General features: G+C 72.9%; 21 protein-coding genes and 1 pseudogene. 12 read left to right on the top strand and 10 right to left on the bottom strand.

What is annotated here, in order from left to right; genetic code table 11:
• Positions 1-159: 159 nt before the first annotated feature.
• From ACFKCF_RS05730 to ACFKCF_RS05705, 6 genes are read left to right on the top strand one after another with little or no spacing between them, the layout of a single operon-like run.
• Positions 160-2,316 (top strand): vWA domain-containing protein, encoded by a 2,157-nt coding sequence (locus tag ACFKCF_RS05730; protein WP_394491326.1) that lies wholly within the window; start codon positions 160-162, stop codon positions 2,314-2,316.
• Positions 2,317-2,323: 7 nt separating this feature from the next.
• On the top strand, positions 2,324-5,434 hold the full coding sequence (locus ACFKCF_RS05725) for a tubulin-like doman-containing protein (protein ID WP_394491324.1): 3,111 nt from the start codon (positions 2,324-2,326) through the stop codon (positions 5,432-5,434).
• Positions 5,435-5,436: 2 nt separating this feature from the next.
• Complete coding sequence (locus tag ACFKCF_RS05720; RefSeq protein WP_394491322.1) at positions 5,437-7,272, top strand: hypothetical protein; 1,836 nt, start codon at positions 5,437-5,439, stop codon at positions 7,270-7,272.
• The gene (locus tag ACFKCF_RS05715) at positions 7,262-8,239 is read left to right on the top strand and encodes a hypothetical protein (protein WP_394491321.1); all 978 of its coding nucleotides are present in this window, start codon (positions 7,262-7,264) and stop codon (positions 8,237-8,239) included. The genes ACFKCF_RS05720 and ACFKCF_RS05715 overlap by 11 nt, the downstream gene beginning before the upstream one ends.
• Entirely contained in the window at positions 8,236-9,240 is a 1,005-nt protein-coding gene (locus tag ACFKCF_RS05710) for a hypothetical protein (protein ID WP_394491319.1), read from the top strand. The genes ACFKCF_RS05715 and ACFKCF_RS05710 overlap by 4 nt, the downstream gene beginning before the upstream one ends.
• Positions 9,240-10,679: a hypothetical protein gene (locus ACFKCF_RS05705; protein ID WP_394491317.1), complete on the top strand. Its 1,440-nt coding sequence runs from the start codon at positions 9,240-9,242 to the stop codon at positions 10,677-10,679. Before ACFKCF_RS05710 ends, ACFKCF_RS05705 begins: the two co-directional genes overlap by 1 nt.
• Before the next feature lie 7 nt (positions 10,680-10,686).
• Here ACFKCF_RS05705 and ACFKCF_RS05700 read toward each other — a convergent pair whose 3' ends face one another.
• Entirely contained in the window at positions 10,687-13,221 is a 2,535-nt protein-coding gene (locus ACFKCF_RS05700; RefSeq protein WP_394491315.1) for a LuxR C-terminal-related transcriptional regulator, read from the bottom strand.
• Positions 13,222-13,288: 67 nt separating this feature from the next.
• Here ACFKCF_RS05700 and ACFKCF_RS05695 point away from each other — a divergent pair, with 67 nt between their 5' ends.
• On the top strand, positions 13,289-14,386 hold the full coding sequence (locus ACFKCF_RS05695) for a hypothetical protein (RefSeq protein WP_394491313.1): 1,098 nt from the start codon (positions 13,289-13,291) through the stop codon (positions 14,384-14,386).
• A gap of 76 nt (positions 14,387-14,462) precedes the next feature.
• Here ACFKCF_RS05695 and ACFKCF_RS05690 read toward each other — a convergent pair whose 3' ends face one another.
• On the bottom strand, positions 14,463-15,014 hold the full coding sequence (locus ACFKCF_RS05690) for a TetR/AcrR family transcriptional regulator (RefSeq protein WP_394491311.1): 552 nt from the start codon (positions 15,012-15,014) through the stop codon (positions 14,463-14,465).
• Positions 15,015-15,136: 122 nt separating this feature from the next.
• Between ACFKCF_RS05690 and ACFKCF_RS05685 the strand changes: the two genes are divergently transcribed.
• A complete protein-coding gene (locus ACFKCF_RS05685) occupies positions 15,137-16,327 on the top strand; it encodes a serine hydrolase domain-containing protein (protein ID WP_394491309.1) in 1,191 nt (396 codons plus the stop codon).
• Between the two features lie 54 nt (positions 16,328-16,381).
• On the opposite strand, the gene ACFKCF_RS05680 is transcribed toward ACFKCF_RS05685, so the two are convergent.
• On the bottom strand, positions 16,382-16,723 hold the full coding sequence (locus ACFKCF_RS05680) for an Lsr2 family protein (protein WP_185077364.1): 342 nt from the start codon (positions 16,721-16,723) through the stop codon (positions 16,382-16,384).
• Between the two features lie 856 nt (positions 16,724-17,579).
• On the opposite strand from ACFKCF_RS05680, the gene ACFKCF_RS05675 reads away from it, so the two are divergent.
• Positions 17,580-18,467 carry an SPFH domain-containing protein gene (locus tag ACFKCF_RS05675; protein WP_394491307.1) on the top strand — a complete coding sequence of 296 codons (888 nt, stop codon included), beginning with the start codon at positions 17,580-17,582 and terminating at the stop codon, positions 18,465-18,467.
• Positions 18,468-18,782: 315 nt separating this feature from the next.
• On the opposite strand, the gene ACFKCF_RS05670 is transcribed toward ACFKCF_RS05675, so the two are convergent.
• Positions 18,783-19,367: a putative glycolipid-binding domain-containing protein gene (locus ACFKCF_RS05670; protein WP_394491305.1), complete on the bottom strand. Its 585-nt coding sequence runs from the start codon at positions 19,365-19,367 to the stop codon at positions 18,783-18,785.
• A gap of 68 nt (positions 19,368-19,435) precedes the next feature.
• Positions 19,436-19,552: pseudogene (locus ACFKCF_RS05665) on the bottom strand (DUF1932 domain-containing protein); the annotation flags it as partial.
• 172 nt (positions 19,553-19,724) lie between these two features.
• Here ACFKCF_RS05665 and ACFKCF_RS05660 point away from each other — a divergent pair.
• Complete coding sequence (locus ACFKCF_RS05660; protein WP_394491303.1) at positions 19,725-19,910, top strand: ATP-binding cassette domain-containing protein; 186 nt, start codon at positions 19,725-19,727, stop codon at positions 19,908-19,910.
• Between the two features lie 152 nt (positions 19,911-20,062).
• On the opposite strand, the gene ACFKCF_RS05655 is transcribed toward ACFKCF_RS05660, so the two are convergent.
• The 4 genes from ACFKCF_RS05655 to ACFKCF_RS05640 form a co-directional block, all read right to left on the bottom strand.
• Positions 20,063-22,018, bottom strand: a complete 1,956-nt coding sequence (locus ACFKCF_RS05655; RefSeq protein WP_394491301.1) for an endo-1,3-alpha-glucanase family glycosylhydrolase — start codon at positions 22,016-22,018, stop codon at positions 20,063-20,065.
• Between the two features lie 207 nt (positions 22,019-22,225).
• Positions 22,226-22,591: an SPW repeat protein gene (locus tag ACFKCF_RS05650; RefSeq protein WP_394491299.1), complete on the bottom strand. Its 366-nt coding sequence runs from the start codon at positions 22,589-22,591 to the stop codon at positions 22,226-22,228.
• 209 nt (positions 22,592-22,800) lie between these two features.
• Positions 22,801-22,974, bottom strand: a complete 174-nt coding sequence (locus tag ACFKCF_RS05645) for a hypothetical protein (RefSeq protein ID WP_394491298.1) — start codon at positions 22,972-22,974, stop codon at positions 22,801-22,803.
• A 77-nt stretch (positions 22,975-23,051) separates the two neighbouring features.
• Positions 23,052-23,411 (bottom strand): winged helix-turn-helix transcriptional regulator, encoded by a 360-nt coding sequence (locus ACFKCF_RS05640; RefSeq protein WP_394491296.1) that lies wholly within the window; start codon positions 23,409-23,411, stop codon positions 23,052-23,054.
• Positions 23,412-23,612: 201 nt separating this feature from the next.
• Here ACFKCF_RS05640 and ACFKCF_RS05635 point away from each other — a divergent pair, with 201 nt between their 5' ends.
• Positions 23,613-24,527, top strand: a complete 915-nt coding sequence (locus tag ACFKCF_RS05635; protein WP_394491294.1) for an NADP-dependent oxidoreductase — start codon at positions 23,613-23,615, stop codon at positions 24,525-24,527.
• 34 nt (positions 24,528-24,561) lie between these two features.
• A complete protein-coding gene (locus tag ACFKCF_RS05630; RefSeq protein WP_394491293.1) occupies positions 24,562-25,338 on the top strand; it encodes an Fpg/Nei family DNA glycosylase in 777 nt (258 codons plus the stop codon).
• A 53-nt stretch (positions 25,339-25,391) separates the two neighbouring features.
• Here the strand turns inward: ACFKCF_RS05630 and ACFKCF_RS05625 are convergent, their stop codons facing one another.
• Positions 25,392-26,081: an SGNH/GDSL hydrolase family protein gene (locus tag ACFKCF_RS05625; RefSeq protein ID WP_394491291.1), complete on the bottom strand. Its 690-nt coding sequence runs from the start codon at positions 26,079-26,081 to the stop codon at positions 25,392-25,394.
• Between the last annotated feature and the right edge of the window lie 10 nt (positions 26,082-26,091).

The raw sequence follows: 26,091 nt of genomic DNA, 5'->3' as shown, positions 1-26,091 counted from the left end.
GACCCCACTAATCAGGCTGGCATCGCGTCCATAACTGCGGCAGAAACTTCTGGTGGCCTCTCTCCGTTCTGCGGATAGGTAAAACGGCAACTGTGAGGAAATGTGCGCGTCACTTCATCCCTCAGGTCCCTTCTCGCCCTGGCCGTGACCGCTGCTGTGGTGCTCTTACCGACAGCCGCGAGGGCTTCGCAGCCCTCTGACGTCAAACCCGTCCGCGTCGTCGTCCTGGTCGACGAGTCGGGCAGCCTGTCCGGCTCCGACGTCGCCCGTGAACGGGCCGCCACCCAGCTCATCGCCCTCAGCGAGCTCTCGCCGCAGTCGCAGGTGGCCGTGGTCGGCTTCGGCAGCTCCAACGGCCCAGGCCAGGCGGCCGTGGACATCGCCTGCCCGCTGACCGGCGTGGAGACGGCCCAGGACCGCGAGTCGCTGAGCCGGTGCGTGGAGAAGCTGCGCCGCCGTGCCGCCAACGAGGGCGGCGACACCGACCACGCCGCCGCCCTGGAGCAGGCGCTCGACATCATGAACACGCCCGACGACCGGCAGCGGGCGAAGATCGTGTTCCTGCTGACCGACGGCGTCCTCGACGTCAGGAACAGCCCGCAGTACGGCTCCGACGCCCAGGCGCGCAACCGCAACGCCCGGGCGCAGATCGACCGGAGCCTCCGGGACGCCGAGAAGGCGCGCGTGCAGATCTGGCCGCTGGGCTTCGGCTCGGCCGACAAGACGAGCCTCGACGCCTTCGCCGCCGGCGGCTGGCGGCAGCCCTGCGGCGACCAAGCGACGGCCACGCCCCGCGCGAGGGTCGTCGCGAGCTCGGCGGACGTGGAGCGATCCCTGCTCGAGGCGTTCGCCTACGCCCGGTGCGCGGGCATCGAGCAGTCGGTCACGGACTCGCTCGACCCGGGCGCCACCGTCGACCTCCAGGTCAACATCCCGGTCATCGCGACCGACGGCTCGATCGTGGTGGTCAAGCGCGACCGGCGCATCCGGGTGACCTACTTCGACCCCGACGGCAACCAGGTGCCCAAGCAGGGCGAGCAGAACGACTCCACCTTCCAGGTCGCCGGCGAGGCCGGCCCGGTGGAGTCGCTGCGCATCCGCAACCCGCTGCCCGGCAAGTGGCGGGTCCAGCTGACCTCGCCGCCGGGCGTCAGCCGCCAGGACGTCAGCGCGACCGTCGTCTGGCAGGGCGCCCTGCGCGCCTCCATCTCCCTGAGCAACCCCCGCCCGCGCCCGGGCGAGCAGGTGACCGTCCGGCTGCGCCTGCAGACCAGGACGGGCACGATCACCGACCCGGCGGCGCTGGAGGGCCTGCGCTTCACCGCCCGGATGTCCGGCGACGGCTTCCAGGAGCTGCCCATCGACCTGCGCGACACGGGTGACGGCCCGGACCGGGCCCAGGGCGACGGCGAATACTCCGGCCAGGTCACCATCCCGGCCTCGGCCACCGGCGCTCTGTCCTTCCTGGGCAGGGTCACCGGTCCGGGTGTCGCCGGCGACGAGCGGCCCTACGCGACGCGCGTCGCCGGACCCGCCGACCGGCTCCGCGCCCAGGTGCAGCTCGACGCGGCCACCGTGGAGCCGGGTGGGGAGGTCGCCGGCACCGTACGCGTGACCAACGACGCCGAGCCCGCCCAGCTCGCCCTGCGGCTCGTCGACGTCCCGGGCACGGTGAGCCTGTCCGTCCAGCGGTTCCAGGCGCCGGCGGGCGCCTCCGAGCACGCCCTCAAGCTGCGGATCGGCGCCGACGCGCCCAAGGGCCCGGTCGGCGGCTCGGTCCAGGTGGTCGACGCGGCCGGGCAGGTGGTGGCCGAGGAGTTCGTCGACGTCGACGTGCAGCCGCCCACCCCGCTGTGGCAGCGGCTGCTCCAAGCCCTCCTGGTCCTCCTGCTGATCATGGCGGTGGCCGTGCCGCTGCTGCTCGTCAGGAGGCGCGCGCGGATGCGGGCGGCCGATCCGAGCGAGCTGACCTTCTACCTCTTCGAACGGCCGGGCGAGCCGTACGTCAGCAAGATGCAGGCGCCCCTCGGCGAAGGGCCCGAGTTCACCTTCGAGATCTCCGGCGGCCGCCTGGTGCGCACGTTCGGCACCGGTTACGCGGCCCGCCGGGGCGGCGGCCAGACCGTCGTGGTCCGCGACCCGTCCGGGCAGGAGCTGGAGCCGCTGCGCCCGGGGCGCCCGGTCCCGCTGCCCGGCGGCATGTTCCTCGGCGTCGACGACGCCCGGGTCAAGGGCGCGGAACAACCCGTGTACGGCTCGCCGGAGCCGTACCAGAGCAGGACCCACAGACCGATGCCAGGCGACGACCTGTTGTGAGGGGCGCATGAGGATCTTCGACCCGATGATGTTCGTGGGGCTCGGCGGCACCGGCTGCCGGGTCGGAGTGGAGCTGGAGCGGCGGCTGCGGGACGAGCTCTGCGGTCCGGACGGCATGGACCTGATCAGGAACTTCAGCTGGCAGAACTACCAACCCTACGAATTGCCCTCCTGCCTGCAGTTCGTCTATGTCGACCTCAACGAGGCCGAGCTGACCCGCACCCGGCGCCGGGTGGTGCCGACCGAGCGGGAGTTCCCGGCGGCCGGCCGGACCGCCCACCTGATCCACGACGTGGGGCCGAAATTCGACTCCTATCCGGAGGTGGCCCGCAGCCTGCGGGCCACGTCGAGCGATCACGTCAAGGACTGGTTGCCGCCGCGCGAGCAGGAGCCGCTGGTCGCCCCGCTGATGCGCGGCGCCGGGCAGCTGCCCACGGTGGCCAGGGCGGCGCTGTTCGAGCGGATGCGGCACGGCCCCGGGCCGGTGGTGCAGGGCATCGACGACGCCATCGGCGCGATCAGCAATTCGGGCAGCGAGCTGGCCGCGCTGGGCGGCCGGCTGAGACGCAGCTGCGACGTCTTCGTGGCCTTCTCGGTGGCGGGCGGCACCGGCAGCGGCATCTTCTACGACTACCTGCACCTGATCGGCGACGCCTTCGCCCGCAATCACATCAGGGCGCGGATCTACCCGCTGGTCGTCATGCCGTCGGCCTTCGCCGAGGGCAAGGGCGGCGGCCGCCGGGCCCGCCTCAATGCCGGAGCCGGCCTGCTGGACCTGTTCCGGCTGGTCGACGACCAGAACGCGCCGCACGCCGGCACGCAGGTCGACGAGCAGGGCATCGCCGGCGAGCTCGGCGTGCGCTACCCGGCCAAGGGCGAGGTGCGGCTGGCCACCGGCACCGTGCAGACGGCGTTCCTGTTCACCATGCCGCCCGGCGTCGAGCGGGACGACCTGCACCGCTCGATCGCCTCCCTGATCGTCTCGCTGGCCGGCACCCAGCCGCGCGCCTCGGGCGACGGCGGCGGCATGGAGGACCGCGGCGAGTCCTCCTTCGCCGACGACTTCATCAACCGGGCCGTGGAACGCGAGGTGGCGGCGGCCTCCGGCATCGGCAACCGGGGCGTTTCGACGGCCTTCGTCTCCTCCATGACCGTCCCCGTGGAGGAGCTGGCCGACCTGGTCAGCTCCCGGCTGCTGGCCCGCGCGGTGACGCAGCTCGAAGCCGTGCCGCCGGGCGCCGCCGAGAGCAACGTCGACGAGATCCGGCGCATGTTCACCACCACCAACCTCGAGCCGCTCAACACCCGCGAGCCGCTGCCGCTGCCGGACGTCCGCCCCGCCACCGGCGCGGCCGAGATCCAGAAGTCGCTGGCCAACCGGATGCGGGCGATGGAGGACAACCTGGCCTCGCTCGAACGGCAGCTCAACCGCGTCGTGCCGACCCTGGCCCAGGAGATGGACGTGCGCCGCGGCGCGCTCGAAGCGCTCGGCCAGGTCGACCCGTTCCGGCTGCGGCGGGTGGTGGTCGGCCTGCCCGGCGACGTGCACGAGGCCGACCGGCTGGGCTTCGCCGGGCTCCTGGACCACCGCAGGGCGCAGCCGCGCAAGCCGTACGACAACATGACCGAGGCCCCGCCGCAGCCGCGACCGATGCGGGACCGGCTGCTGCGCAAGGTGCAGTGGACCGACCCCGAGGTCCAGGCGTCGATCGCCGACCAGGACACCTGGTACCTGTGGCGCAGCCAGGGGCTCTGGCATCGGGCGTGGGCCGACCAGATGCCCCGCTGGGAGCCGCGCCGCAAGCAGCTCATCCGCGAGGTGCGCGAGTTCACGCAGGTCTTCGCCGAGCACGCCGAGGCCGACGCCGAGCGCTTCGCGCGCCGGGCCGGCGAGCTCTACGAGACCCGCGTGGGCGTCTACCACCTGCTGCCGCCCGCGGGCGCGGAGTCCTTCTACGACGCCGTCGTCCGCCGCTTCGTCGACGTCTTCGTCTCCCGCCAGCTGCTGCGCCCCACCGACGGCGAGGCCGCCGTGGCCAACGCGCTGATCGGCCCGGACGGCTGGCGGCACGCCTACGACCTGGCCTGGCGGACGGGCAAACCGGCCGACGCGCTCACCTGGGTGCGCGACCGGCTCAAGCTGGAGGTCAAGAAGCTGTTCAAGGACCAGGACGAGGCCGCCGCGCTGGGCGAACAGCCGCTGCTGCCCTCCCTGGCCGACATCCTCGCCCAGGCCGCCTCGGGCGGCGGCGACGACCCGCACGTACGGCAGTTCCAGCTCAAGCTGGCCGACCTGGTGCCGGGCGGCTTCACGCCCGACGGCACCGGCGACCTGAAGGTGCTGGTCTCCTATCCGGCGCCGGCCAAGGACCCCGCCCTCGAACGGTTCCTCAAGGACCGGATCGACCTGCCGGGCGAGCCCGACTACCGCAACATCGACGCCGACTCGGTGACCGTCGTGCAACTGCGCACCTCGATGGGCCTGACCCAGGTCCGCGAGCTGCGCGAAGTGCTGCACAGCTGGGCCGACGCGCTGCGCGACGAGCGGCCGCAGGACCACCTGAAGTGGCGCCAGCGGCTCGGCTACGACTTCGGCTACCTGGCCACGACCGAGGAGCACCGGGTCCGGATCCTGCACCGGCTGCTCTGCCTGCTGTGGAACGGCCGGGTCAGCGTGGTGGAGGGCGAGCTGAGCTCGCCGGCGCGGATCCGGATCGACGTCGAGGGCGGCTCGATGACGCTCCCGCTGACCGGGTACGGCAAGGCCTCCTCGTGGCCGAGCATGCTGCGGGCCTACGAGCAGTGGGTGATCGGCGGCGACGAGGAGTTCCGCAGCCTGGTCAGCGAGCAGCTCATGAACGCCACCCCGAAGGGCCTGGCCGGCGCCCCCAGCGTGCCCGACCCGCTCTACCACCTCGTCACCGGCATGTCCGCCGACCAGCTCGGCCTGCTGGAGATCATGGTGCCCAAGCTGCCGTCGGGCGCGCGCAACCGGGCCGACCAGCTGATCACCTTCTGGGCGCACACCCTGCCCGCCGCCCTGGACCTGCCGTTCGAGCGGGTCGCCGAGGCTGTCGCCTACAACCTGCGCGACCTGGACGCGCTCCTCGGGGAGTGAGCATGGTCGTCGTGCTCGACCTGCGCAAGGGTGAGCTGGAGCGGCTCGGCGCCCGGGTCCTGGTGGTGGCCGACACCGAGCGCCTGGCCGGCGCGCAGCAGGTGCTCCAGGACGTCTTCAGCTCGCGCCTGGTCAGGTCGGTGCTCGTCCTTGCGGTGGGCCCCGACCTGCGTCTGCCCCCCGTACTGGGCGGGGAGAGCCGCAGGGTGCTCTGGGTGAGCGACCCCAGCGGCATCCTGTGGAACGCCGACACGGGTGAGGCGGCCCACGGGCCCGGGGTGAGCGCGGAGGCCATCCTGATCGACCTGCTCACCCTGCCGGAGGTCTTCGACGAAGTGGTCAACAGCCTGGGCGACATCCCGTACGGCACCGCCTCGCCCGGCTGGCGCATCGTGGCCGGCCGGATCGACCCCGAGGTGCTCGGCCAGGCCTTCCGCGAGGTGGCCGAACGCTTCGACGGGCCCGTCCAGCAGGACACGGCCACCTTCAGCTCGCCGCTGGCCACCGCGCTCCCGGTGCTCAGCGGCACCGTCGACCTGCCCGCCGACCTCCTCGACGCGCTCATTCCCGAGGGCCCGCTGGACCGGCTCTACCGGGGCGCCGCCGAACGGATCGACCAGGCGGCCCGAGCCCTGGACGACCTCGGCTACTTCCACAACGCCCGGGCCCGGGCCGCGACCGTCGACAAGGTGATCGCCGCCGGGCAGGCGCTCGCCCAGTTCCGCGACACCGTCGCGCGGCTCTTCGAGGAGATCGACCACACCGGCGAGAACGCCGCCGAGCAGCTGGCCGCGCACGGGATCAGGTTCGCCGTCCCCGCCGACATGGGCCACGCCCAGATCGTCGGCGAGCTGCGCGCCGACCTGGAGGCGGCCCTGGCCGAGCGCAAGAGCGTGCTGCGGATGGTCTCCCGCTTCCGCCTGCTGGCCGACCACAGCGCGCCCATCGGCAGCCGCGCCTTCGTCGGCGATCTCTGGCGGGCCTGCCCGGACGAGCTGCTCAACGCGCTGCACGCGCCCGCCGAGTTCCCCGCTGCGTTCCTGCCCCGCTTCGTCCTCTGGCGGCGCTCGCGGGCGTGGTGGCGCGAGCAGCTCTCGCTCGGGCCGGCCAGGACCGCCCTCGACGACCTGCGCTCGATGCTCGAACGGGTCGCGGCCAGCGAGTGGATGCTCGGCCAGGCCCGCATGCACACCTCCGACGCCTCCCGCACGCTGGCGGCGGCGCTGAACGAGATCTGCCAGCAGGTCTCCTGGACGCTGACCGACTGGAGCAAGGCCGAGACCGGCCAGGCCGCCGCCAGCCCGGCGCTCGACGAGGAGGTCACCGTACGATTGCGCGACCGCGGCGGCCAGCTGCGCGAGGTCATCACCGGCGACCTCGTCGACGCGGTCACGAGCTGGCTGGAGCCCGCCTGGACCTCCCTCGAACAGGGCGCCTACCGGGACGCGCAGGTGGGGCTGGACCGCCGGGTCGACGAGACGCTGCGGCAGTACCGCTACCACCTGACCCATCGGGGCGTCCAGGAACGCCCCGACTTCGGCACCGGCGACACCGGCCGCCAGGAGCTCGTCGACGCGGTCTGGCGGCAGTCCCAGCAGGTCGTGCGCGCGCTGCGGGCCCAGGCGAACGGCCAGATGCTGCAACTGTGCGGCGACCGCGATCTGGCGATGCTGCTGCGGCAGGCGTACGCGGTGCGCTTCGCGCCCAGGGCCGTGCGCGGGCAGGGAAACCCGCCCGACGTCGTGTGGACCCGGTCAGGACAGTACGCCGGCACCCTGCGCCTGGTGCCGCTGCGCCCCGGGACGGTCGAGGAGAACTGGAGCGAGGATGGAACCTGAGCCGCTGACCTTCTTCACTCCCGACGGCGACCGCGTGACCTGGGAAGTGGAGGCGGAGCCGGACCACGACCCCTTCGAGCGCCGGCTGACGCTCGTCGTCCAGGGCGCCAAGATCGTGCAGCGGCGGGTGCCCCGCGCGGAGGGGCGCGACCGCGACCACCTCTACGAGCTGCTGGAGAACGAGGCCCGGATGGGCGCCAGGCTGCTCGCCCGGCTGCGGCGGGCCTACCCCGTCGAGCTGCCCCGGCTGATGGGCTACAGCCTGGACGAGGAGGAGCCCTTCGTGCTGCTCTCCGACCACCGGGGCGAGCCGGTCACCCGCTTCGCCGGCGCGCTGCTGATCGCCGAGCAGCGGGCCCTGCAGGCGAGCCTCTTCCGCGCCGTGCGCATCCTGTCGGCCTGCGACATCGTCCACCGGCGCATCGACCCGGGCACCGTGCGCTGGGACGGCACAGCCGTACAGCTGACCGACCTCAGCCAGGCCACGCTCGTCGGCAACCGCCGGCTGCGGCTGGGCGAGGCCCCCTACGCCGCGCCGGAGCAGCGCGCGGGCACCGGCCGCGCCTCCACCGCCGACGACCTCTGGAGCGCCGGCATGGTGATCTACCGCACGGTCACCGGCCGCGAGGTCGCCGACCGCCCCGACCTCGCCGCCGCCCCCGCGCTGCAGCCCATCCACGACGTCTTCTCCGGGCAGCCGCCGTCGGCGCTGGAGGTGCTCGACCGGCTGCGCGAGCCGGACCCGATGCGCTCCATCCCCGCCGAACAGGACCTGCGGCTGGAGGAGGGCCGCGTCGCCTTCGACCGGGCCCGCGAAGCCAAGCGCGAGCCGGACGCGGAACCACCTCCGCCCGTCACCCGGATCGAGCAGGTGCCGCGGGAGCAGCCGCAGAAGTGGTGGGCCCGCTGGCTCCCGCTGGCCGTGCTGGCCGCCCTCGTCGTGGTCGTCTGGATGGTGATCCGATGATCCTCTGCCCGATCTGCCTGCACGAGTTCGCCTGGAGCGAGGACGAGCTCTACGAACGCACCCCGGCGGGCCACTACCAGCCGCTCTCCCTGGAGCACGCGACCGGGGCCCGCCGCGAGGATCTGCTGCGCGCCGCCCACGTCCGCTGCCCGGCGCCCGTGGCCGACCCGAGCCTCGAACACCACCTGCCCTACACCTACGTACGGCACGGCCGCCCGCTGGTGATCGGGCTGGTCGGCGGGCCGGAGACGGGCAAGACCCACCTGCTGGCCTCGATGATCGGCGCCATCGAGCAGGGCGGGCTGCGGCCGTACGGGCTGACCGCGGACGCGGTGGACATCGAGCGGCACGCCGAGTACGTCAACACGTACGTGCACCCGCTGATGGTGGAGCGGACCGCGCTCTCGCGCACCACCCACCGGGCCACCGCCGAACCGGCCGACGCGCTGCTGGTCAACGACGGCCGGCACACCACCGCGGTGGCCTTCTTCGACATCGCCGGCGAGCTGCTGCGCAGCTCCACCCACGAGGCGACCAGGTTCGTGCCGGCCGTCGGCGGGTTGCTCTTCGTGATCGACGCCGCCACCAGGTCGGCCAGGATGGGCGACGAGTCCTTCCGCGCCGTGCTCGACCGGCTGCCCAAGAGCGGCGGGCGGCTGGACATCCCCGCCGTCATCGCGGTCACCAAGAGCGACGCGGTGCGCTTCGAGGCGCCGGTGGACACCTGGCTGTACGACGAGCCCGACCGGCTGGACCAGGTGGACGTCCTGCGGGAGAGCCGCGACGTCTACGCCTTCCTGCACCGGCAAGGCGCGCAGGCGTGGCTCAGCCCTTACGACAAATGCCACAGATGCAGCCTGCATTTCGTCTCGGCGACGGGCTCGGCCCCGGTCGACGGGCGCTTCCCCAGGGGCGTGCGGCCGCGACGCGTGCTGGCGCCCCTGATCTCGCTCCTCGCGATGACCGGTGTCCTGCGCGGCTATCCGGAGGTGGGGCTCTGATGGGGCGTTACTCCAGCGTCGACTGGATCCTGTTCGAGTGGGACGAGCGCCGCACCGGCCTCGGTCCCGTGCGTTCCTCCCTGGAGGACACCCGCGGCTGGTACCACCAGCTCGGGCCCTGGCTCGACCCCGGGCCCGCGCCCGGCGTCAGCGTCTGCCGGCTCATGGTGGACGGTCGCGTGGTGGTGCTCTCGCGCACGCGCACCGGCGGCTCCGACAGCAGGCGGACCATCCGGGTCCAGGCGTACCTGGGCGGCTCCGCCGCCAACGCCTCGGCGATGCCGAACGTCCGCCAGGCGCTCGCGCTCGCGCCCGGCTGGAGCTCGCTGCTGCCCGCCGACCCGGAGCCGCTCGACCTGGCCGTGCTGCTGCGCCCCTACGCCGACTCCAGCGCGGCACTCGACCGGCGCGCCCGCGCCGAGGCGCCGGCGCTCGCGCCGATCGTCTGCGAAGCGCTGCGCGGGCACCGGGAGCCGCTGTCGGTGGTGGCCCAGGGGGAGGCCGTCGTGCAGCTGTGGGGGCTGGTGGACATCCTCGACCTGGTGCTCGGGCGCTATCCGGAGACGTTCTCCACCTACGAGAGCGACGACCTCAAGCAGGGGGCCGAGGTCATCTTCCTGCAGCAGTGGCCGGGGCCGTCGTCGCGGGCCTCGCACCGGCGGCGCGTGGATCTGCGGGCTCCCGACCAGAGCGACCTGTACGGCGAGATGGCGGCCATGGTCGTCGACGCGTACGCGGGCCGGCGCCTGCCGGACCTGGTCAAACGGCTGCGGATCAACGACGGGACGGCGCTGGAGGAGCGAGTCGAGCTGCTCAGGGCCGCCCTGCGCGAGCCGCCGAAACCCGTACCGGCCGAGCCCCGGACGCCTCCCCCTTCCGAGCCCCGGACGCCTTCCCCTCCCGAACCCTGGACGCCTCCCCCTCCCGAACCCTCAGAACCGGCACCCGCTCCCCCGCCGGCCCCCGCGTCCGCGGTGGCATCCGGACCCCGGACCCGCGTGCCCGCCGGACGGCCCGCACCGGGCCCCGCGCCCGTGTCGCAGGAGGGGCCGCCCGCCTCGGGAACCCGCGCGCCGGCTGCGCCGCCGGCCCGCCCGGAGGCGCAGCCCGTCGCGGTGCGCGACGCCTTCGACTACTTCCTGGCGGAGCTGGCGGAGGCGACCACCGCCGGGGCGGCCCGCGGCATCCTGCGGGACGTCCACGCCTGGGCGCGGACGCGCCCGCCGGCCGACGTGCGCTCCCGGCTGCACGCCCTGGTGCCCGAACTGGAGCGGCTGCTGCCCGACGACGAGGTCAACCCGATCCTGCGCGACCTGCTGGACCCGGACGCCCCCGCCGAGGCCGTCCGGTCCGCCTGGCTCGATCCCCGCTGGCTCGTCCTGGCCGCGGTGCTGCTGGTCGTGCTCGTCCTGCAGGTCGTGACCACGATCCTGCGCTGACCACCGGTCAACCGGCCAGCCGGTTCAGGAGGGCGGCCAGGGCGGCGCGGTCGTTGACCCCGGTCTTGTCATAGACCGCGTACAGGGTGTTGGCCACGGTGCGGACGGACACCACGAGCCGCTCGGCGATCTCGCGGTTGGTCAGCCCCTGGGCGGCCAGCACCGCGATCTCGCGCTGCCTGGGCGTCAGGCTGGGCACGTCGAGGTCCATCAGCGCGAGCGTACGGGCGCCCTGGCAGTGCTGCGAGAGCCGCCAGGCCCGGGTCTGCGCCGCCCGCGTCCCGCGCGCCAGCCCGGCCTCGCGGTAGCGGGCCGCCGCCTGCGCCGCCGCCTCGGCCGCGTACAGCAGCAGGCCGAGCCGCTCGAAGCCCTCCGAGACCGCGTCGAGCTGCGCGCCGTCGCGGGCGGCGGCGTGCCGCGCGAACAGCGCCACCAGCGGGCCGTCCACGTCGAGCGCGGCCAGCCGCGCGGACACCAGGTCGGCGCGGCCCAGCCGGACGACGTCGTGCAGCAGGAACGGCACGTCGCACGGCAGCGCGCCCTCGGCGCTCTCCAGGCAGAGCTCGACGGCCCCGGCCGCGTCGCCACGACCGGCCAGGGTCCACGCCCGGGCCAGGCGCAGGGGCACGACGACGGACGGGCCGATCGGCGCCCCCGTCGCCTCCGCCCGCTCCAGCGCCTGCTCGGCCGCGGCGACCTCGCCGAGCAGCGCGTACGCGTGCGCGAGCTCGCCCAGGCACGACCCCGCCTGCACGCTGCGGCCGGGCAGCCGCGCGGCGGTGTCGCGGGCCCACGCGAGGGCGTCGGCGACCCGGCCGCGCAGCCGCAGCACGCGGGCCGTCCACATGCCGAACTCCAGGTTCGCCCGCGTCCAGGCACGGAACGGGCCCTCCAGGCCGTACCCCTGCCCGGCGAGCCGCTCGGCGGTGTCCAGATCGCCGAGCAGCAGCGCGGCGTGCGTGGCGTGGCCGGTCAAGGCCGCCGACAGGCTGCGCATCTCGTTCGGCTCCTTCACCAGCCCGGCGCCGATCTCCGCCACGCGGGCCAGGCATTCCGCGGCCCGCCCCTGCGCCACCAGCACCGCCGCCTCGGCCCCGCTGATCATCCTCGCGCCGTGCGGGCTGAACGGGCCCAGGTCCCGCGCCCGCGCCATCAGGTCCTCGGCGACAGCGGGGTCGCCGACCAGGACGGCCAGGACGGCCCGCATGATGAGAGTCGCCTGCCGAGCCTGAACCTCGTGGACGAGCCCGCTGGTCTCCTCGAGGACGGCTCGCGCCCGTGCGACGTCCCCGAGCCCGACGGCCAGGTTCATCGCCCGCTGCACGCCGAGGTCGGTGCGGGCCCCCTCCCCCATCTCCGCCGCCCAGGCGGTGGCGAACACCTCCTCGGCCTCGGCGTACCGGTCGGTGTAGAACAGCACGGTGCCCAGTGCGGCCAGCGCGGGTGTCCCGCCGCCCGCGGCCACGGCCGCGCGCCCGAGCCGTACGGCCAGCTCCAGGTCCCGGATGACCCTGGCGCGCTCGCAGCCGGCCAGCAGCAGCCCGGGATCGCCCGGCAGGCCGCCGTCCAGCCGCCAGACCGCCACCCTGAGCACGTCCTCGCGCCGCCGCAGCCCGGCCTCCGAGACCGCCTGCGCCAGGCGGCGCACCATCGTGCGGGCGCGCAGCACCCCGCAGCCGTCCCTGATGACCTCGCCGTACAGCGGGTGCGCGAGCCGCACCTGGAGCCGCCGGCCGTCCGGCTGCACCGTGACGAGCTGCCGGTCCTCCAGGTGCTGGACGGCGTCGAGCGACCCGAGGGCGGCCAGCAGGTCGGCGCCGAGCGGCTCGCCGTACGCCAGCAGCTCCAGCGCCTCGCGCTCCCGCGCGTTCACCTCGCCGATGCGGCCCGCGATGGTCTCGCGCAGCGTGGGCGTGATCGTCAGCGGCCCGCTCCACCGCCACACTCCCCCGTCGGCGACGAGCATCCCGGACAGCACGAGTTCGCGCAGGTAGAGGGCATTGCCCTGGCTGACGCGCCACAGCCGGGCCACGGTCGCCGCCTCCACCCGGCCGCCCAGCGCGGCCTCCAGGACGGCCGCCGTCTCCTCCAGGGAGAACGGCTCCAGCTCCAGCCGCGGCACCAGGTCGTCCTTCCACAGCGCGAGCACCGCGTCCGGCACGGGCGTCCGGCTGCGCAGCGTCGCGATCACCCGGGTGCCGTCCCAGGTCACGAGGTGGTGGACGAGTGCGGCCGAGACCGGGTCGAGCAGGTGGGCGTCGTCCACCACCAGCACCGGCACGCGCAGCGCGGCGGCCGCCCAGCCCAGCGGGTTGCCGGCGGGCGGCGTGGCGGGCAGCAGCGGGGCGAAGGCGCCCAGCGGGACCTCCGCGGCGGCCGCCGTGGCCCGCGCCCAGGCGACCCCGTCGAGACCGTGCACGGCCTGCGCCGCCAGCCGGCTCTTGCCGGTGCCCGGCGGACCGGCCACGACGACGCCCTTGGCGGCGGACCTGATCTCCGCCAGCTGCGCCGTACGCCCGATGAACGGCCAGGAGCCTGCCACGGCGAAAGCGTATTTGAGTAGGCCATGCTCATGCGAGCGCATTGTCCCGCCCTGCATGCTTGGGGCCATGACCATGGCGCTGACCACAGGCCTGACCGACCTCGTACGGGAGAGCCTCGGCGACCCCCTCGCCGAGATCGCCGACCAGCACGTCGACCTCCTCGACTCCGGTCCCGGAGCGCTGTCGACGACCTCGCTCCACCGCGTGCGCGGCACCACGACCGGCGGCGTGACCTGGTCGTTCTTCGTCAAGGCGATCCACGAGATCAGGCACTCGCCCGGGTACGCGGACATCCCCGAGCCGCTGCGGGCCACCGCGCTCGCGCACTTCCCCTGGCGGGCCGACGCGGACGTCTACCTGGCCCGCCCCCGGCTCCCCGGCGGGCTGCGGCTGCCCCGGATGTACCGGCTGGACGACCTGGGCGACGACCGGCTCGTCATGTGGCTGGAGGACGTGCGGGTCGCGCCCGCCGCATGGGACCTCGACCGCTACCGCGCCGCCGCCCGCCGGCTCGGCGACCTGGCCGCCGCACACCCGCTCGCGGGCCGTACGTCAGCGCCGCGCGAACCCCTCAACCGCGGCCTGCGCTACTACTGCGCGGGCCCGCTCGCCAACCTGTTCCTGCCCACCCTGCGCGACCCGGCGACGTGGCGGCACCCGCTGCTCGCCGCGAACGCCGACCCCCTGCTGCAGGCCGACCTGCTGGCCCTCGCCGACCGCATCGACCCGCTGCTGGACGCCCTGGACCGCCTCCCCCACACCCTCGTCCACGGCGACGCCAGCCCCGCCAACCTGCTGATCCCGGCCGACGGCTCGGCGGAGTTCGTGGCCATCGACTGGAGCTGGCCGTACCCGGGGGCCGTGGGCTTCGACCTCGGCCAGCTCCTCGTCGGCCGGGCCCACACCGGCGACCTCGACCCGGCGGACCTGCCCGCCGTCCACGAGGCGATCGAGGCCGCGTACACCGCCGCGGTGGCCGGCCTCGCGGACCCCGCCGAGGTCTCCTTCGGCTACGCCGCCACCCTCGTGCTGCGCAGCGCCTGGACCGCGATCCCCTTCGAACTCCTGGGCCAGGCCCCGACCCCCGAGCTGCACGCCCTGTTCCGCAAGCGGGTTCGGCTCGCCCGGTTCATCGTCGACCTGGGACGCTCGCTGCTCCTTTAGGCGCGGCTCCTTCAGGCGCGGCTCCTTCAGGCGCGGCCGGCGGGGCTCTCCCGTCGCCGCCGGGCCGTCGCCGCCGTCACGGCGAAATGATCGCGCTCGCGCCGCGCAGCAGCTCGTCCCGGAGTTCGTCGGCCGGGACATCCGGAAGATGGCTGATCGGGTCGGTGGCCGCGGCGAAGGCCTGGGCGGCCCGTACGCGGCGGCGCCAGTCCGGATCGGGGCCGGCCAGCAGCTCGACGGCCCGGCTGGTGATGCTCACCACGCGCGACATGAGCTCGGTGGTCTCCTCGCCGTAGACGGAGGCGTCGCGCAGCAGCAGCACCATCGTCTCGCGGTGGCCGAGCATGACGTCGACGCAGCCGCCGAGCACGCGCTGCCGCACCTCGGCGGGGGTGGGCGCCGCGGCGGCTTCCCGGATCGTCGAGTCGAGCTGGTCGATCGGGGGCCTCACCAGGCAGTCGAGTATCTCGCCCTTGCTGCGGAAGTGGTGGTAAAGGGAGGGCTTGCTGATGCCGACCCGTTCGGCGACGTCCCGCATGCTGGCCGCACGGTAGGTCTGCGCGGTGAACAGCTCCCGCGCTGCCTCGATGATGCGCAGCCGGGTGTCGGAGGTCTCGTTCGGCGCCAATCGCTGTGCCTTTCTCGGTTCGGGCTGAAAGCATACCCCGGTTGCCAACCGTCCGGTCGGTAGGCTAGCGTTCCGGCCGCCCGACCGACCGGTAGGTCGGCTCTGATGCGAGGAGCGTGACGATGGCCCAGCTCGAAGGAACCACCGCCGACGGATTCCAGGCGGTGCGCGAGTCGTTCGAACGGAACTTCACCCACGGAGGCGAGGTCGGCGCCGGGCTCACCGTCTACCGGCACGGCAGCCCCGTCGTGGATCTATGGGGCGGATACGCCGACCAGGAGACCCGCAGACCCTGGCGGCGCGACACCATTGCCCCCATCGCCTCCACCTGCAAGACGTTCGCCACGGGCGCCGCGCTGGTGCTGGCCGAACGCGGCGAGGTGGACCTGGAGGCCCCCGTGGCCCGCTACTGGCCGGAGTTCGCCCAGAACGGCAAGGGCGAGATCACCGTACGGACGCTGCTCAGCCACCGCGCCGGCCTGCCCACCCTGGACACCCACCCCATCACCTGGGAGGACCTCCGCGACTGGACCCCCATCACCGACGCCCTCGCGGCCGCCGCCCCCGAATGGCCCCCGGGCACCGCCCACGGCTACCACGGCGTCAGCATCGGCCACCTCGCCGGGGAGATCGTCCGCCGCGTCTCTGGGCACACGCTGAGCGAATTCCTCGAACGCGAGATCACCGGCCCGCTCGGCCTCGACTGCTACGTCCGCGTCCCCGACAGCGCCGTGCCGCGCATGGCCACCATGGTCGTCCCCGACGCCGAGGCCATGCGGCTCGGCATGGAGGTCCCCGAACTCGCCGAATTCACCAAAGCGCTCAACGACCCCGCCACCCTGTCCTACCGCGCCTTCTACGGCAGCGTCGCCATCGGCTGGGACAGCACCAACGACCCCCGTACGTACCAGGTGGAGAGCCCCTCGATGGACGGCGTCGCCTCCGCCCACTCCCTGGCCCGCTACTTCGCCGCCCTGATCGGCGAGGTCGACGGCATCCGGCTGCTCGGGCCCGAACTCGTCGACCGGATCCGCACCCCGCAGGCCGACGGGATCGACCAGACCCTGCGGGTGCACACCGCCTGGGGCATCGGCTTCGCCGTGCCCGGCGGCCCGTTCTGGCCCGCGCCCGGGCACGTCACCGGGCTGTTCGGCCAGGGCGGCGCCACCGGCTCGTTCGCCTTCGCCGACCCGGCCCGCGGCCTCGCCTTCGGCTACGTCCCCAACCGCGGCTCCGAACTGCTGGAGGGCGGCGACTTCCGGGTCCGCTCCCTGGTCGAGACGCTGTACGCCGCGCTGGACGACGGTCGATGACCGAGCCGGGCGGCCGGCCAGACCCCGGCCGCCCCTGCTCTCGTCCGGAAAGACCTAGTGGGCCGCCTCGTACTGCTCCACGACCGTGGCGGCGATACGGCCCCGCTCGCTCACCGGCAGCCCCTGAGCCTTGGCCCACCGCCTGATCTCAGTCGACTTCTCACGGGTGACGGCCCGTGAGGTGCCGGCGCCACCGCGCCGGCCGCGAACACCTCGCTCGGCGCGGACCGCGCGAGCCTTGGTGATAAAGGGAGCGAGAGCCTTCTCCAGCTTCTCCCGGTTGGAGCCCGACAGGTCGATCTCGTAGCTGGTGCCGTCGAGAGCGAACCTTGTGGTCCCCTCGGCGTCACTGCCGTCGATGTCATCGACAAAGGACTCAACAATGCGCTTCGCCATGATGCTGCTCCGATTACGTAATGGTTGCAGGTACTGTAGCTCCCTTCAGCAGATCACGCACCTCCTTGCGGCGCCGTGCTGACACAATCGAACTTCGCGATCGCGTCCCGCACTACAACGCCTTTCGCTGTTGTGCCGCGGTTTTCGCGCCTCTCGTGCCCGGCATTCATCGGCGAAGCGCCGCCGCATGGCCGGGCAGGGAACATACCAGGACCCGACCTGCGCGAGGCTCGCCCAAAGACCTGCACGAGATCCCTTCTGCCCTTCTCACCAGTGATAAGCCATCAACAAGCGGCGATATCTTCGGCATCGGACACCCGCGGCCGTCATCCCGCCTCCTCCGGCGCACAGCACACCCTCGCGGGCGCGAGACGCTCTTGCCCGGGACCGCCCGCACCCGCGCCGATCCTGCGCCCCGTCTCCGCTCTCAGCAACCTAGTGGCAAGTGCGCCCGCCCCGCGGTCAATAGCGATGAATCCGCTATGTTGAAGTTCGATTCAAAGGTTTGCCGGGCCATATCAGGTATTGGCCGAGAACCGCAACTCGAGCCGGGCGCACCGCATCGACGTTTACCAGATTCGCCCGCGCCGGCTCAGCCGGATCCGCCCTTTACAAAGTAGATTTCTAGCTGTTTCGGGGCCACCGGCACGGTCTTTCCCCGTCCGCGACACCACCCCTCGTGGTTGGAAGTCGTGGGCGTGGACGGCGTTCTCGCTCTCACGGATCTCGGTGGCTCCCGCAGGGACCACCTCGTCGACGCCGTCCGGCCCCGAGCGCGCGCTCGAACGGGTCGTGGGTGCCGTTGACCAGCCGTCCGCCCAGCTCAGTAGGCTCGAAGTGTGGGAGGGAGGCCATTATGGTCACCGACATCATCCTGGGTTTCCTCGCGACCATCGCCATATTGACCGGGTTCGGGGGCGTCAGGATCATCAATCAGGTCGAGCGCGGCATCGTGTTCCGCTTCGGCCGGGCGCAGAAGGAGATCCGCCGGCCGGGAATCGCCTTTCTCATCCCGATGGTGGACCGGATGAAGAAGGTGAACGTGCAGATCGTCACGATGCCGGTGCCCACGCAGGAGGGCATCACCCGTGACAACGTGTCGGTCCAGGTCGATGCCGTCGCCTACTTCCGGGTGCAGGACCCGCTGCGGGCGGCCGTCGACGTGCAGAACTACCTGTTCGCCGTGGAACAGGTGGCGCAGACGTCGCTGCGCTCCATCATCGGCAAGAGCGAGCTGGACGATCTGCTCTCCAACCGCGAGGAGCTGAACAAGGGCCTCGCACTCATGATCGACAGCCCGGCGCTCGGCTGGGGCATCCACATCGACCGCGTGGAGATCAAGGACGTCACGCTTCCCGAGTCCATGAAGCGCTCCGTGGCCCGCCAGGCCGAGGCCGAGCGGGAGCGCCGGGCCCGGGTGATCACCGCGGACGGCGAGTTCCAGGCCGCCCAGAAACTCGCCGACGCCTCCGCGATCATGGCGCACACGCCGAGCGCCCTGCAGCTGCGGCTCCTGCAGACGGTCGTCGAGGTGGCGGCCGAGAAGACCTCCACGCTGGTGATGCCGCTGCCGGTGGAGGTGCTGCGCTTCTTCGACCGCGGGGGGCAGGGCTCCGCCGCGCTGGAGGAGTCGGAGGAGCCGGTCCCGGGCGAGAAGAGCGCGCCGCCTGCGCAGCTGACGCAGCCGGACGAGCTCACCAAGATCCTCGGCCTGCGCGAGACAGCGAACCGCCCCGATTCCTGACCTCAGGGCGATCGACGACCAAACCCACGAAACCCACGACCGGGAGCGGGCTACGGCGGGAAGCAGGCCACGACCGGGAGCAGGCCACCGCCGCCAGGCCGGCAGCCCGTCACCGCCGCCCCGATCCGGCCGCCACCGTCCGGCTCCGGCTGGCAGTCAACCGCCGTCTAACCGCCGCCCATTGCCACCGCCGCCCATTGCCACCGTCGCGCACCGCCACCGACACCCGTCCCGGCACGGGCAGGCGAGGGTGAGCCCGTGCGGCGGCGCCCGATCCGCCCGCAGCCGAGCCGAAGCCCGGAGCCCTCAAGGAGCTCAGGCGGCCCGGACGGCGAGGCCCGGGTAGTCGAGGACGAGGCCGGACCCGTCGTAGACCAGGTGGCAGGCGACGTCGAAGACCGGCGCCGCGTAGTCGTAGCGCTGCCGCCCCTCCTCGTCGGGCAGCCGGGCATAGCGCTGATCGAGCCGCTCGACGGCCAGGTCGGCGGCCCGGACGAAGGCGGCGGGAGCCGGCGAGGCGGCGCCCACGCCGAGGCGCATCCGGTGCACGGGGAACGCGTTGGTCAGAGCCGACGACTCGAGGTCGACGTCGAGACAGCCGTCCAGCCAGGACGCCGGCGCGCCGTCCACGCGCCAGCGGCCCGCGCCGTCGCTCTCCAGGCGGATCTCGCGCCTGCACTCGGCGGAACGGCTCGTGAGCCGGGCCGAGCGGGTGGCCCAGCTCGCGTCGAGCTCGATGACGTAATCGACGATCCAGGCAAGCCCCTCCTCGACCGCCGTCGTGCACCCCTCGGCGCGGTGCCCGTCCGGCAGCGGCCGGAAGTGGACCACCTCGAAGCCGGTGCGCGCGTCGAGGTGCCGCCAGGCTGCCGTGTCCGGCGGTGGCGCGAAGGTCGTCATGGCCGGATCATGTCATCGCCCACCGACAAAAGACCGGATCTGCCGTCGCCCACCGGCAAAAGGACTCGTCAGCTGGTGGACAGGCGGAGGAGGGTCTGCTCGGCCGCGCGGGTCATCTCGGCGGGCACGCCGAGGACGTCCAGGTAGGCGCCGGTGTCGCGCATCTCCATGGCCCGCCGTACGGCATGCGTACGGGTGCCCCGTCAGGAACCGGTCGATGACCGCCTGCCCGTCACCCGCGAGCTGCTTGGCGATCTCGACCCTGATCCAGTCCTCGTCGCCCGCCGCCCGCCCCGCCGCGACGGCCTCGCGGACCCTGTCCGCGATCATCGGCAGCGGCCGGGACGAGCTGGCCCGGTGGCTGAACACCGTAGAGACGCCGTCCTCGCGGTCACCGGCCCGAGCGGGTCGGGCAAGTCGACGTTGCCGCACTGCCTGGCCGGGATCATCCGCCCGGAGTCCGGCGAGGTCGTCCTGGACGGCAGGCGGATCGGCAGCTGTCGATCTGCGTCGTGGCGGCGGTCGCGGGAGTCGTGGTGGTGATCGCGCCCAGCGCCCACGGCTACCAGGTGGAGTGGCGAGGCGCCGGCCGTGAACGCGCCGGACCCCCGGGGCACCCGGCCCGGGGATCCGACGCGGGGATCCGACGCGGGGATCCGACGCGGGGATCCGACGCGGGGATCCGACGCGGCGCGTCAGCGTTCGCTGGAGGCCGCGCGGTAGTGCAGGTCCTGCACGTACGGCGTCGTGCTGATCGCGTACGGCGAGACCACCTTCGCCACCACGGCCGAGCTCCTGGTGACCGAGGCCGAAGCGGTGCCCGCCTTCAGCGGGAACGTCTTGGCGGACACCCCCGCGGGCGCGTCGTAGGTCTGCGTCGTGCCGCCGACCGTGACGGACACCTTGCCCGCCGCGGTCAGCATGGTGAGCACCTCGACGGTGTCGCGGGCCGCGGTGCTGCCGTCGCGCAGCTTCATGAGCTTGGTCTGCGCGTACTCCGGCGCGGCCGCGACCGGCTGGATCCGGTGGGTCAGGTACGCCGTGTCATTGGTGATCTTCGGGCAGCCGAGCTTGTAGCAGGTCAGGTAATAGGCGTTGATATCCAGATAGGTCCAGCCGGCGTTCCTGGAGGGGGCGAACTGGGTGTTCTCCGAGTAGTCGTTCCAGGTGGTGAGCTGCACCCACTCCGCCTTGCCGTCGATGGCCCCCTTCCAGGTGGCCCGCAGGTTCTCGGTGTTGCCCGCCTCGTCGAACACGCTCTGGTTGGGACGCTCGTCCTGGACGGACACCGGCTGCATCCAGATCTTGCCCATGCCGTGGGCGCGGTCGATGTTCGTCTTCAGGCCGGCGTTGGCCGCGGGGCTGCGGCTGCCCCAGTTGGAGAAGCCGTAGCTGATCGAGGCGAAGGCGTCGCGGTGCTTGTTGAAGTCGACGAACGTGGGCACCAGCGCGACCTTGATGTCGTGCTGCGTCTCCATGGTCTTCATCCAGTCCGACCACCAGGCGGCGGTGCGGCCTTCGGCCTTGAAGGGCGCGACCACGAGGCGGCCGTCGGCGAGCCGGTAGGCCGACTTCGACGCGGCGAGCTTGGCCATGGCGGTGGCGAAGGCGGCGCTGTCCACCGAGGACAGACCGTTCATGTCCGGCATGAGCACGATCTTGAAGCCGGGGTCCACGGACTCGGCCGCCTTGACGAGGTTCTGCGCCCGCGTCCACTGCGCGCTGGTCACGGAGAGGATGTCGACGGTGAAGCCGTCCAGTCCCGCGGCGATGGCCTGCCTCACCTCGGTCTTGAGATCGGCCAGCGCGTAGTCACCCGTGATCGGGTCACGTCCGAGCGGCCGGTCGCGCAGCAGCCCGCCGTAGGCGGCGTGCTTGCCGCTCTCGCCGTCCGGCTTGAGGTAGTTCCTGGCGTAGTAGTCGCCGGCCGGAGCCTGGTTGTCGAGGGAGATCGGATAGGGGCTGAAGTAGTGCGCGAACACCTTCTTGGCCGAGGCCCGCAGCGCCGCCGTGCCCGGCAGGGTGAAGGGCAGCGGCCCGTCGGTCTGCTCGTCGCCGGTGCCGTCCGTGTAGGTGACGGTGAGTTTCGGTCCCCGGTTCCCGCTCTCGCGCGACGACATCAGGACGGTCGTGGTGGAGTCGGTCCCGGTGAGGGCGAACGCGTACGTACCGTCGCCTTTGACGGCCGAGGAGACGTCCAGCCTGGCCGTCGCGCCAGTGGTGAAGCCGGTGTGCGAGGCGATGACCGGCGCGCTTAGCGCCGGACGGGTGTTCCAGGTGGTGGCGGCCTCGGTCCAGGCGCCCGTCACCGGGCGGACGGAGACGGTGGTGTCCGTCGTTCTGGCCGAGACCACGTCCAGCGTGACCTTCACGTCCTCGGCGTCCTGCGGGATGCCGGTGACCTTGAAACGGGCCAGTGCGGCGCGCTGCCCCGCGGTGGCACTGCCACACGCGGTGCCGCAGACGCTCATCCAGGTCGCGGTCGCGAAGCTCTTGGCCGGCTCGGCCTGGCTGACGAACACGTCCTCCGCCGCGGCGAACGTCACGCTGGCGGGGGCGGCGGCGGACGCCTGCGCCGGGGTCACAACGACTGTCGCCAGCATGGCGATGCCCGCCGCCGCCCCCGATAACGTCCGAGATCGGTTGGCCATGAAACTCCCTTGCCTTGCGGTACGGGCCCCGCCTCGGCGGGGCCGTCTTGCACGGCCAAGGATGGATCATGCTCAAGCATCGGATCACGCTTTTCGGACAACTCACAGGTGCCGGACAGCCGACTGCGTCCCCTTCTCCTCCAGGAGACGGGACGCAGTCGGCGGCGCGCCGCTTCTCGATGCGGACCGGTGATCCGCCCGGAAGCGTCAACGCCTACGCAGGGACATCGTGCCGAGCATGACGCAGGCCAGGCCGCAGGCGACGATGACGATCCCCGTGATGACGTTGTTGACGATCGTGCCGGCGCTGGCTCCGTGTGGGGGCAGCACCCATGGGGCGATGATCGTCCAAACCCCGATGATCGGTACGACGAACGCCAGCCCGTGGATCCGGCCGTACGCCGAGGCTATCCCGGCCGCCAGCAGCGCCAGGGCGATACCGGTGATCAGATTGTTGACGGTCAGGGTCGAGCGCCCGAAGAATCCCACCACCCATGGCGAGATGGCGAGATAGAGACCGCTCAGGAACGTCAGTCCACCGACGGCCTGCCCTGAGGGGCTCTGCGCAGCCATGTCGTATTGAGCTCGCAGGGCTGCTATGTCAGGGTGCTGACCCATGTCCAGTTTCGGATGGAGTGGACTTTCACCCATGTCCCACACCACCTTCCCCATACCGCGTGGAGGTTTGAATACGTAACCCCTTCCCCCACGGTCACGCCAACGCGCCCACCCGGGTCAACCTTTCCCCAAATCGCTTTGAGCGGCCTTGGGGCCGGGCGGGCCTATGAGAGGCAGCCGTCCGATGCGACACCGGCAGGCACGGCGCAGCAGGCGTCTCCGCGCAGGCCGCGCGCCCCTTCCTTGACCGCGACCGCGGCGATGACGAGGGCGGCGATCGGGTCGGCCCAGGACCGGCCGAGGGCGCTGTCGAGCGCGAGCCCGGCCAGGCGCCGCACGATGCGCGGCCGGGTTCCGTCGGCCGGCGAGGGGAGCAGCGCCGCCGCAGGGACCCCGGCGGCGACGGCTCGGCCGGTCAGGAGGCGTCGTAGCGCAGGCGGGAGGCGGCCACGTACTCGCGGTGCCGCCCGGCCCATTCGATGAGCCCGGCGACCTGCGACGAGAGCGTCCGACCGACCGGGGTCAGGGCGTAGTCCACCCGGGGCGGCGAGGTGGGGGTGACGGTGCGCTCCACCAGGCCGTCGCGCTCCAGGCTGCGCAGGGTCAGGGTGAGCATGCGCTGGGAGACGCCCTCGATGGCGCGCTGCAGCTCGGAGTAGCGCATGGGGCCGCCGCCGAGCAGGTCCATCACCAGCACGCTCCATTTGTCCCCGACCCGGTCGAGGACGTCGCGCAGCCGGCAGGTCGGGTGGTGCTCACCGAGCGTTTCACGCACATCGGTGTGCCTTACGCGGGTCAAAGTGCCTTCTTCCGCCATGACGGCATTGTGGATGAGACTCGATGCGCGCACAAGAAGTAACCAGCGCACAGAAAGTGCTGTGCTCCCCGCCGCCCATCAGGGCCGCGCCGTCCTGCGCGCCTCCTGGCGGCAGGCCACCACAGCTTCCACGGAAACGGAGTGATCATCATGCGTGCCATGGCTTTTACCGGCTTCGGCGCCGACCTGGCCGCCGCCGACCTGCCCGTGCCGGAACCGGGTCCCGGCGAGGTGCTGGTCCGGGTGCTGGCCTCCTCGGTCAACGGTTTCGACCTGGGCGTGCTGGGCGGCTATCTCAAGGGCGTGTACGACTACGAGTTCCCCGTCGTGCTCGGCAAGGACTTCGCCGGCACCGTGGCGGCCGTCGGCGCGGGCGTGAGCAGCCTGACGCCGGGTGCGGACGTGTTCGGCGTGGTCATGCGCCCGACCCTGGGCCAGGGCGGCTTCGCCGAATATGTGGTGGTGAGCGAGCGGTACGGCCTGGCCAGGATCCCCGAGGGGCTCGGCCACACCCGCGCGGGCGTGCTGGGCCTGGCCGGGACGGCCGCGGTCAACGCCGTGGACGCCGTCGCCCCGGCACCGGGCGAGACCGTACTGATCTCGGGCGCGACCGGCGGTGTGGGCGCGTTCGCCATCCAGCTGGCCGCCGCGCGCGGCGCCAGGGTGATCGCCACCGCCCGGCCTGGAGCCGAAGCCGCTTTCGTCACCGGGCTGGGCGCCACCTGGGCCGTCGACCACGCCGATCTGCCGGCGCAGGTGGGCGCGATCGCGCCGGGCGGGGTGGCCGCCGCGCTGCATCTGGCGGGCGACGGGCCGGCGGTCGCCGCCCTGCTGGCCGACGGCGGGCGGCTGGCCTCCACCATCCACTACGTGCCCGACGAACCCGGCCGCGACCTCAAGGCCACGGCGGTGATGGCCGACCCGGACCCGGACACCCTGGCCCGGCTCGCCGCCGACGCGGCCGCAGGACGCCTGCGCGTACCGGTGGCCCGCGCCTACCCGCTGGCCGAGGCGCCGCGCGCGATCGCCGACTTCACCGCCGGAACCGTCGGCAAGCTCGCCGTCACCATCTGAGCAAGTAGGCGGCCCTGGTGGGCAGGGTTTCCTCATGCCGGAACTCCCTGACGTGGAGGGCTTCCGCCAGGTGCTGTCGGAGCACACCGGCGAGCCGATCAGGGCCGTGCGCGTTCGCGACCCCGGGGTCCTGCGCGGCGTCGGCGCCGGGCGGCTGGCCTCAGCGCTGCGCGGACACCGGTTCGAGCAGCCGCGGCGGCACGGCAAGTGGCTGATCGCGCCCGCCGGCGGGCCGGTGCTGATGCTGCACTTCGGCATGACCGGCTCGCTGTCCTGGCACTCCCCCGAGGAGCCGTGGCACCGGCACGACCGGGTCGTCTGGCGGTTCGACGACGGCGAGCTGCGCTACCGCGACATGCGCAAGCTCCAGGGCATCCGCCTCGCCGACGACGAGGCGCAGGTGGAGCGGGTGCTCGGCGGGCTCGGCCCGGACGCGCGCGAGGTGTCGTACGCGTGCTTCGGCAGGCTGCTGTCAAGCCGCCGGGGACGGCTCAAGCCGGCGCTGATCGACCAGACGTTCCTGGCCGGCCTGGGCAACCTGCTCGCCGACGAGATCTGCTGGCACGCCGGCGTCAATCCCCAGCGCGCCGTGGGAGATCTGGACGAGGCCGAACGCGCCGCGTTGTACGGGGCGATGCGCCGGGTCCTGCGAGAGTCGATCAAGGCCCGATGCGTGCCCGCACGCGACACCTGGCTGACCGGGGCCCGCGACGAGCCCGGCGGTCCGTGCCCGCGCTGCGGCAGGCCCCTGTCCCGCGGCCGGATCGCCGGCCGTACGACCGTCTGGTGCCCGGGCTGCCAGCCCCGCTGAAGTCACCGGGGACGCATCGCCGACCTGCCCGGAGGCGGATCACCGGTAGACCTTCACCAGTCGGTACGCCACGCAGACGCGGGCCGCGGGAGCACGCGGGCCAGGCCCCTGACGATCTCGGCGGCCAGCACCGCCTGCCCGGCGGCGGCGAAGTGGATCCGGTCCGCGCTCAGCAGGTCCCGACGGTCGTTGACCGGGTAGTCCCACATGTCGACCAGCACGGCGCCGTGGCCGGCGGCCAGGCCGCGGGTGATGTCGTTGACCCGGCGCACCCGTTCGCCCCAGTCCGCGTACCGCGGCACCACGAACGCCCTGCCCAGCGTGAACGTCGTCAGCTGCGCGCCGGTCCCGGCGGCGAACTCGAACACCCGCCTCGACGCGGCCTCGATGGCCGCGTAGTCGGGGTCGGGCCGGAACAGGTCGTTCGCCCCGCAGGACACGTGGACCAGGTCGGGGCCGAACTCGCCGAGCCGGTCCAGCTGCGTGCGCGCCGTCCGGGAGGCGGTCGCTCCGACCTCGGCGGTCTTGAGGTAGGCCAGATCGGGATGGATCCGGCGCAGCACGTCCGCGACGCGATCGGGCCATCCCAGGCTGGCGTATCCGGGGCTCGGGTCGCAGGTCCCCGCCGCCAGGCTGTCGCCGACGGTGGCGAAGCGGCGCCAGGGAGCGTGGGCGAGCGGGTCCGCGGCGCTCGCGGCGGACAGGCAGTAGGGATCGGTCTCTTCCGTGAGGGGCGCAGTCATGGCCACGAAG

The sequence above is a fragment of the Nonomuraea sp. JJY05 genome (assembly GCF_043496855.1).
In the GTDB taxonomy this organism is placed as follows: domain Bacteria; phylum Actinomycetota; class Actinomycetes; order Streptosporangiales; family Streptosporangiaceae; genus Nonomuraea.
This window is presented reverse-complemented; position numbering and strand designations above follow the sequence as displayed.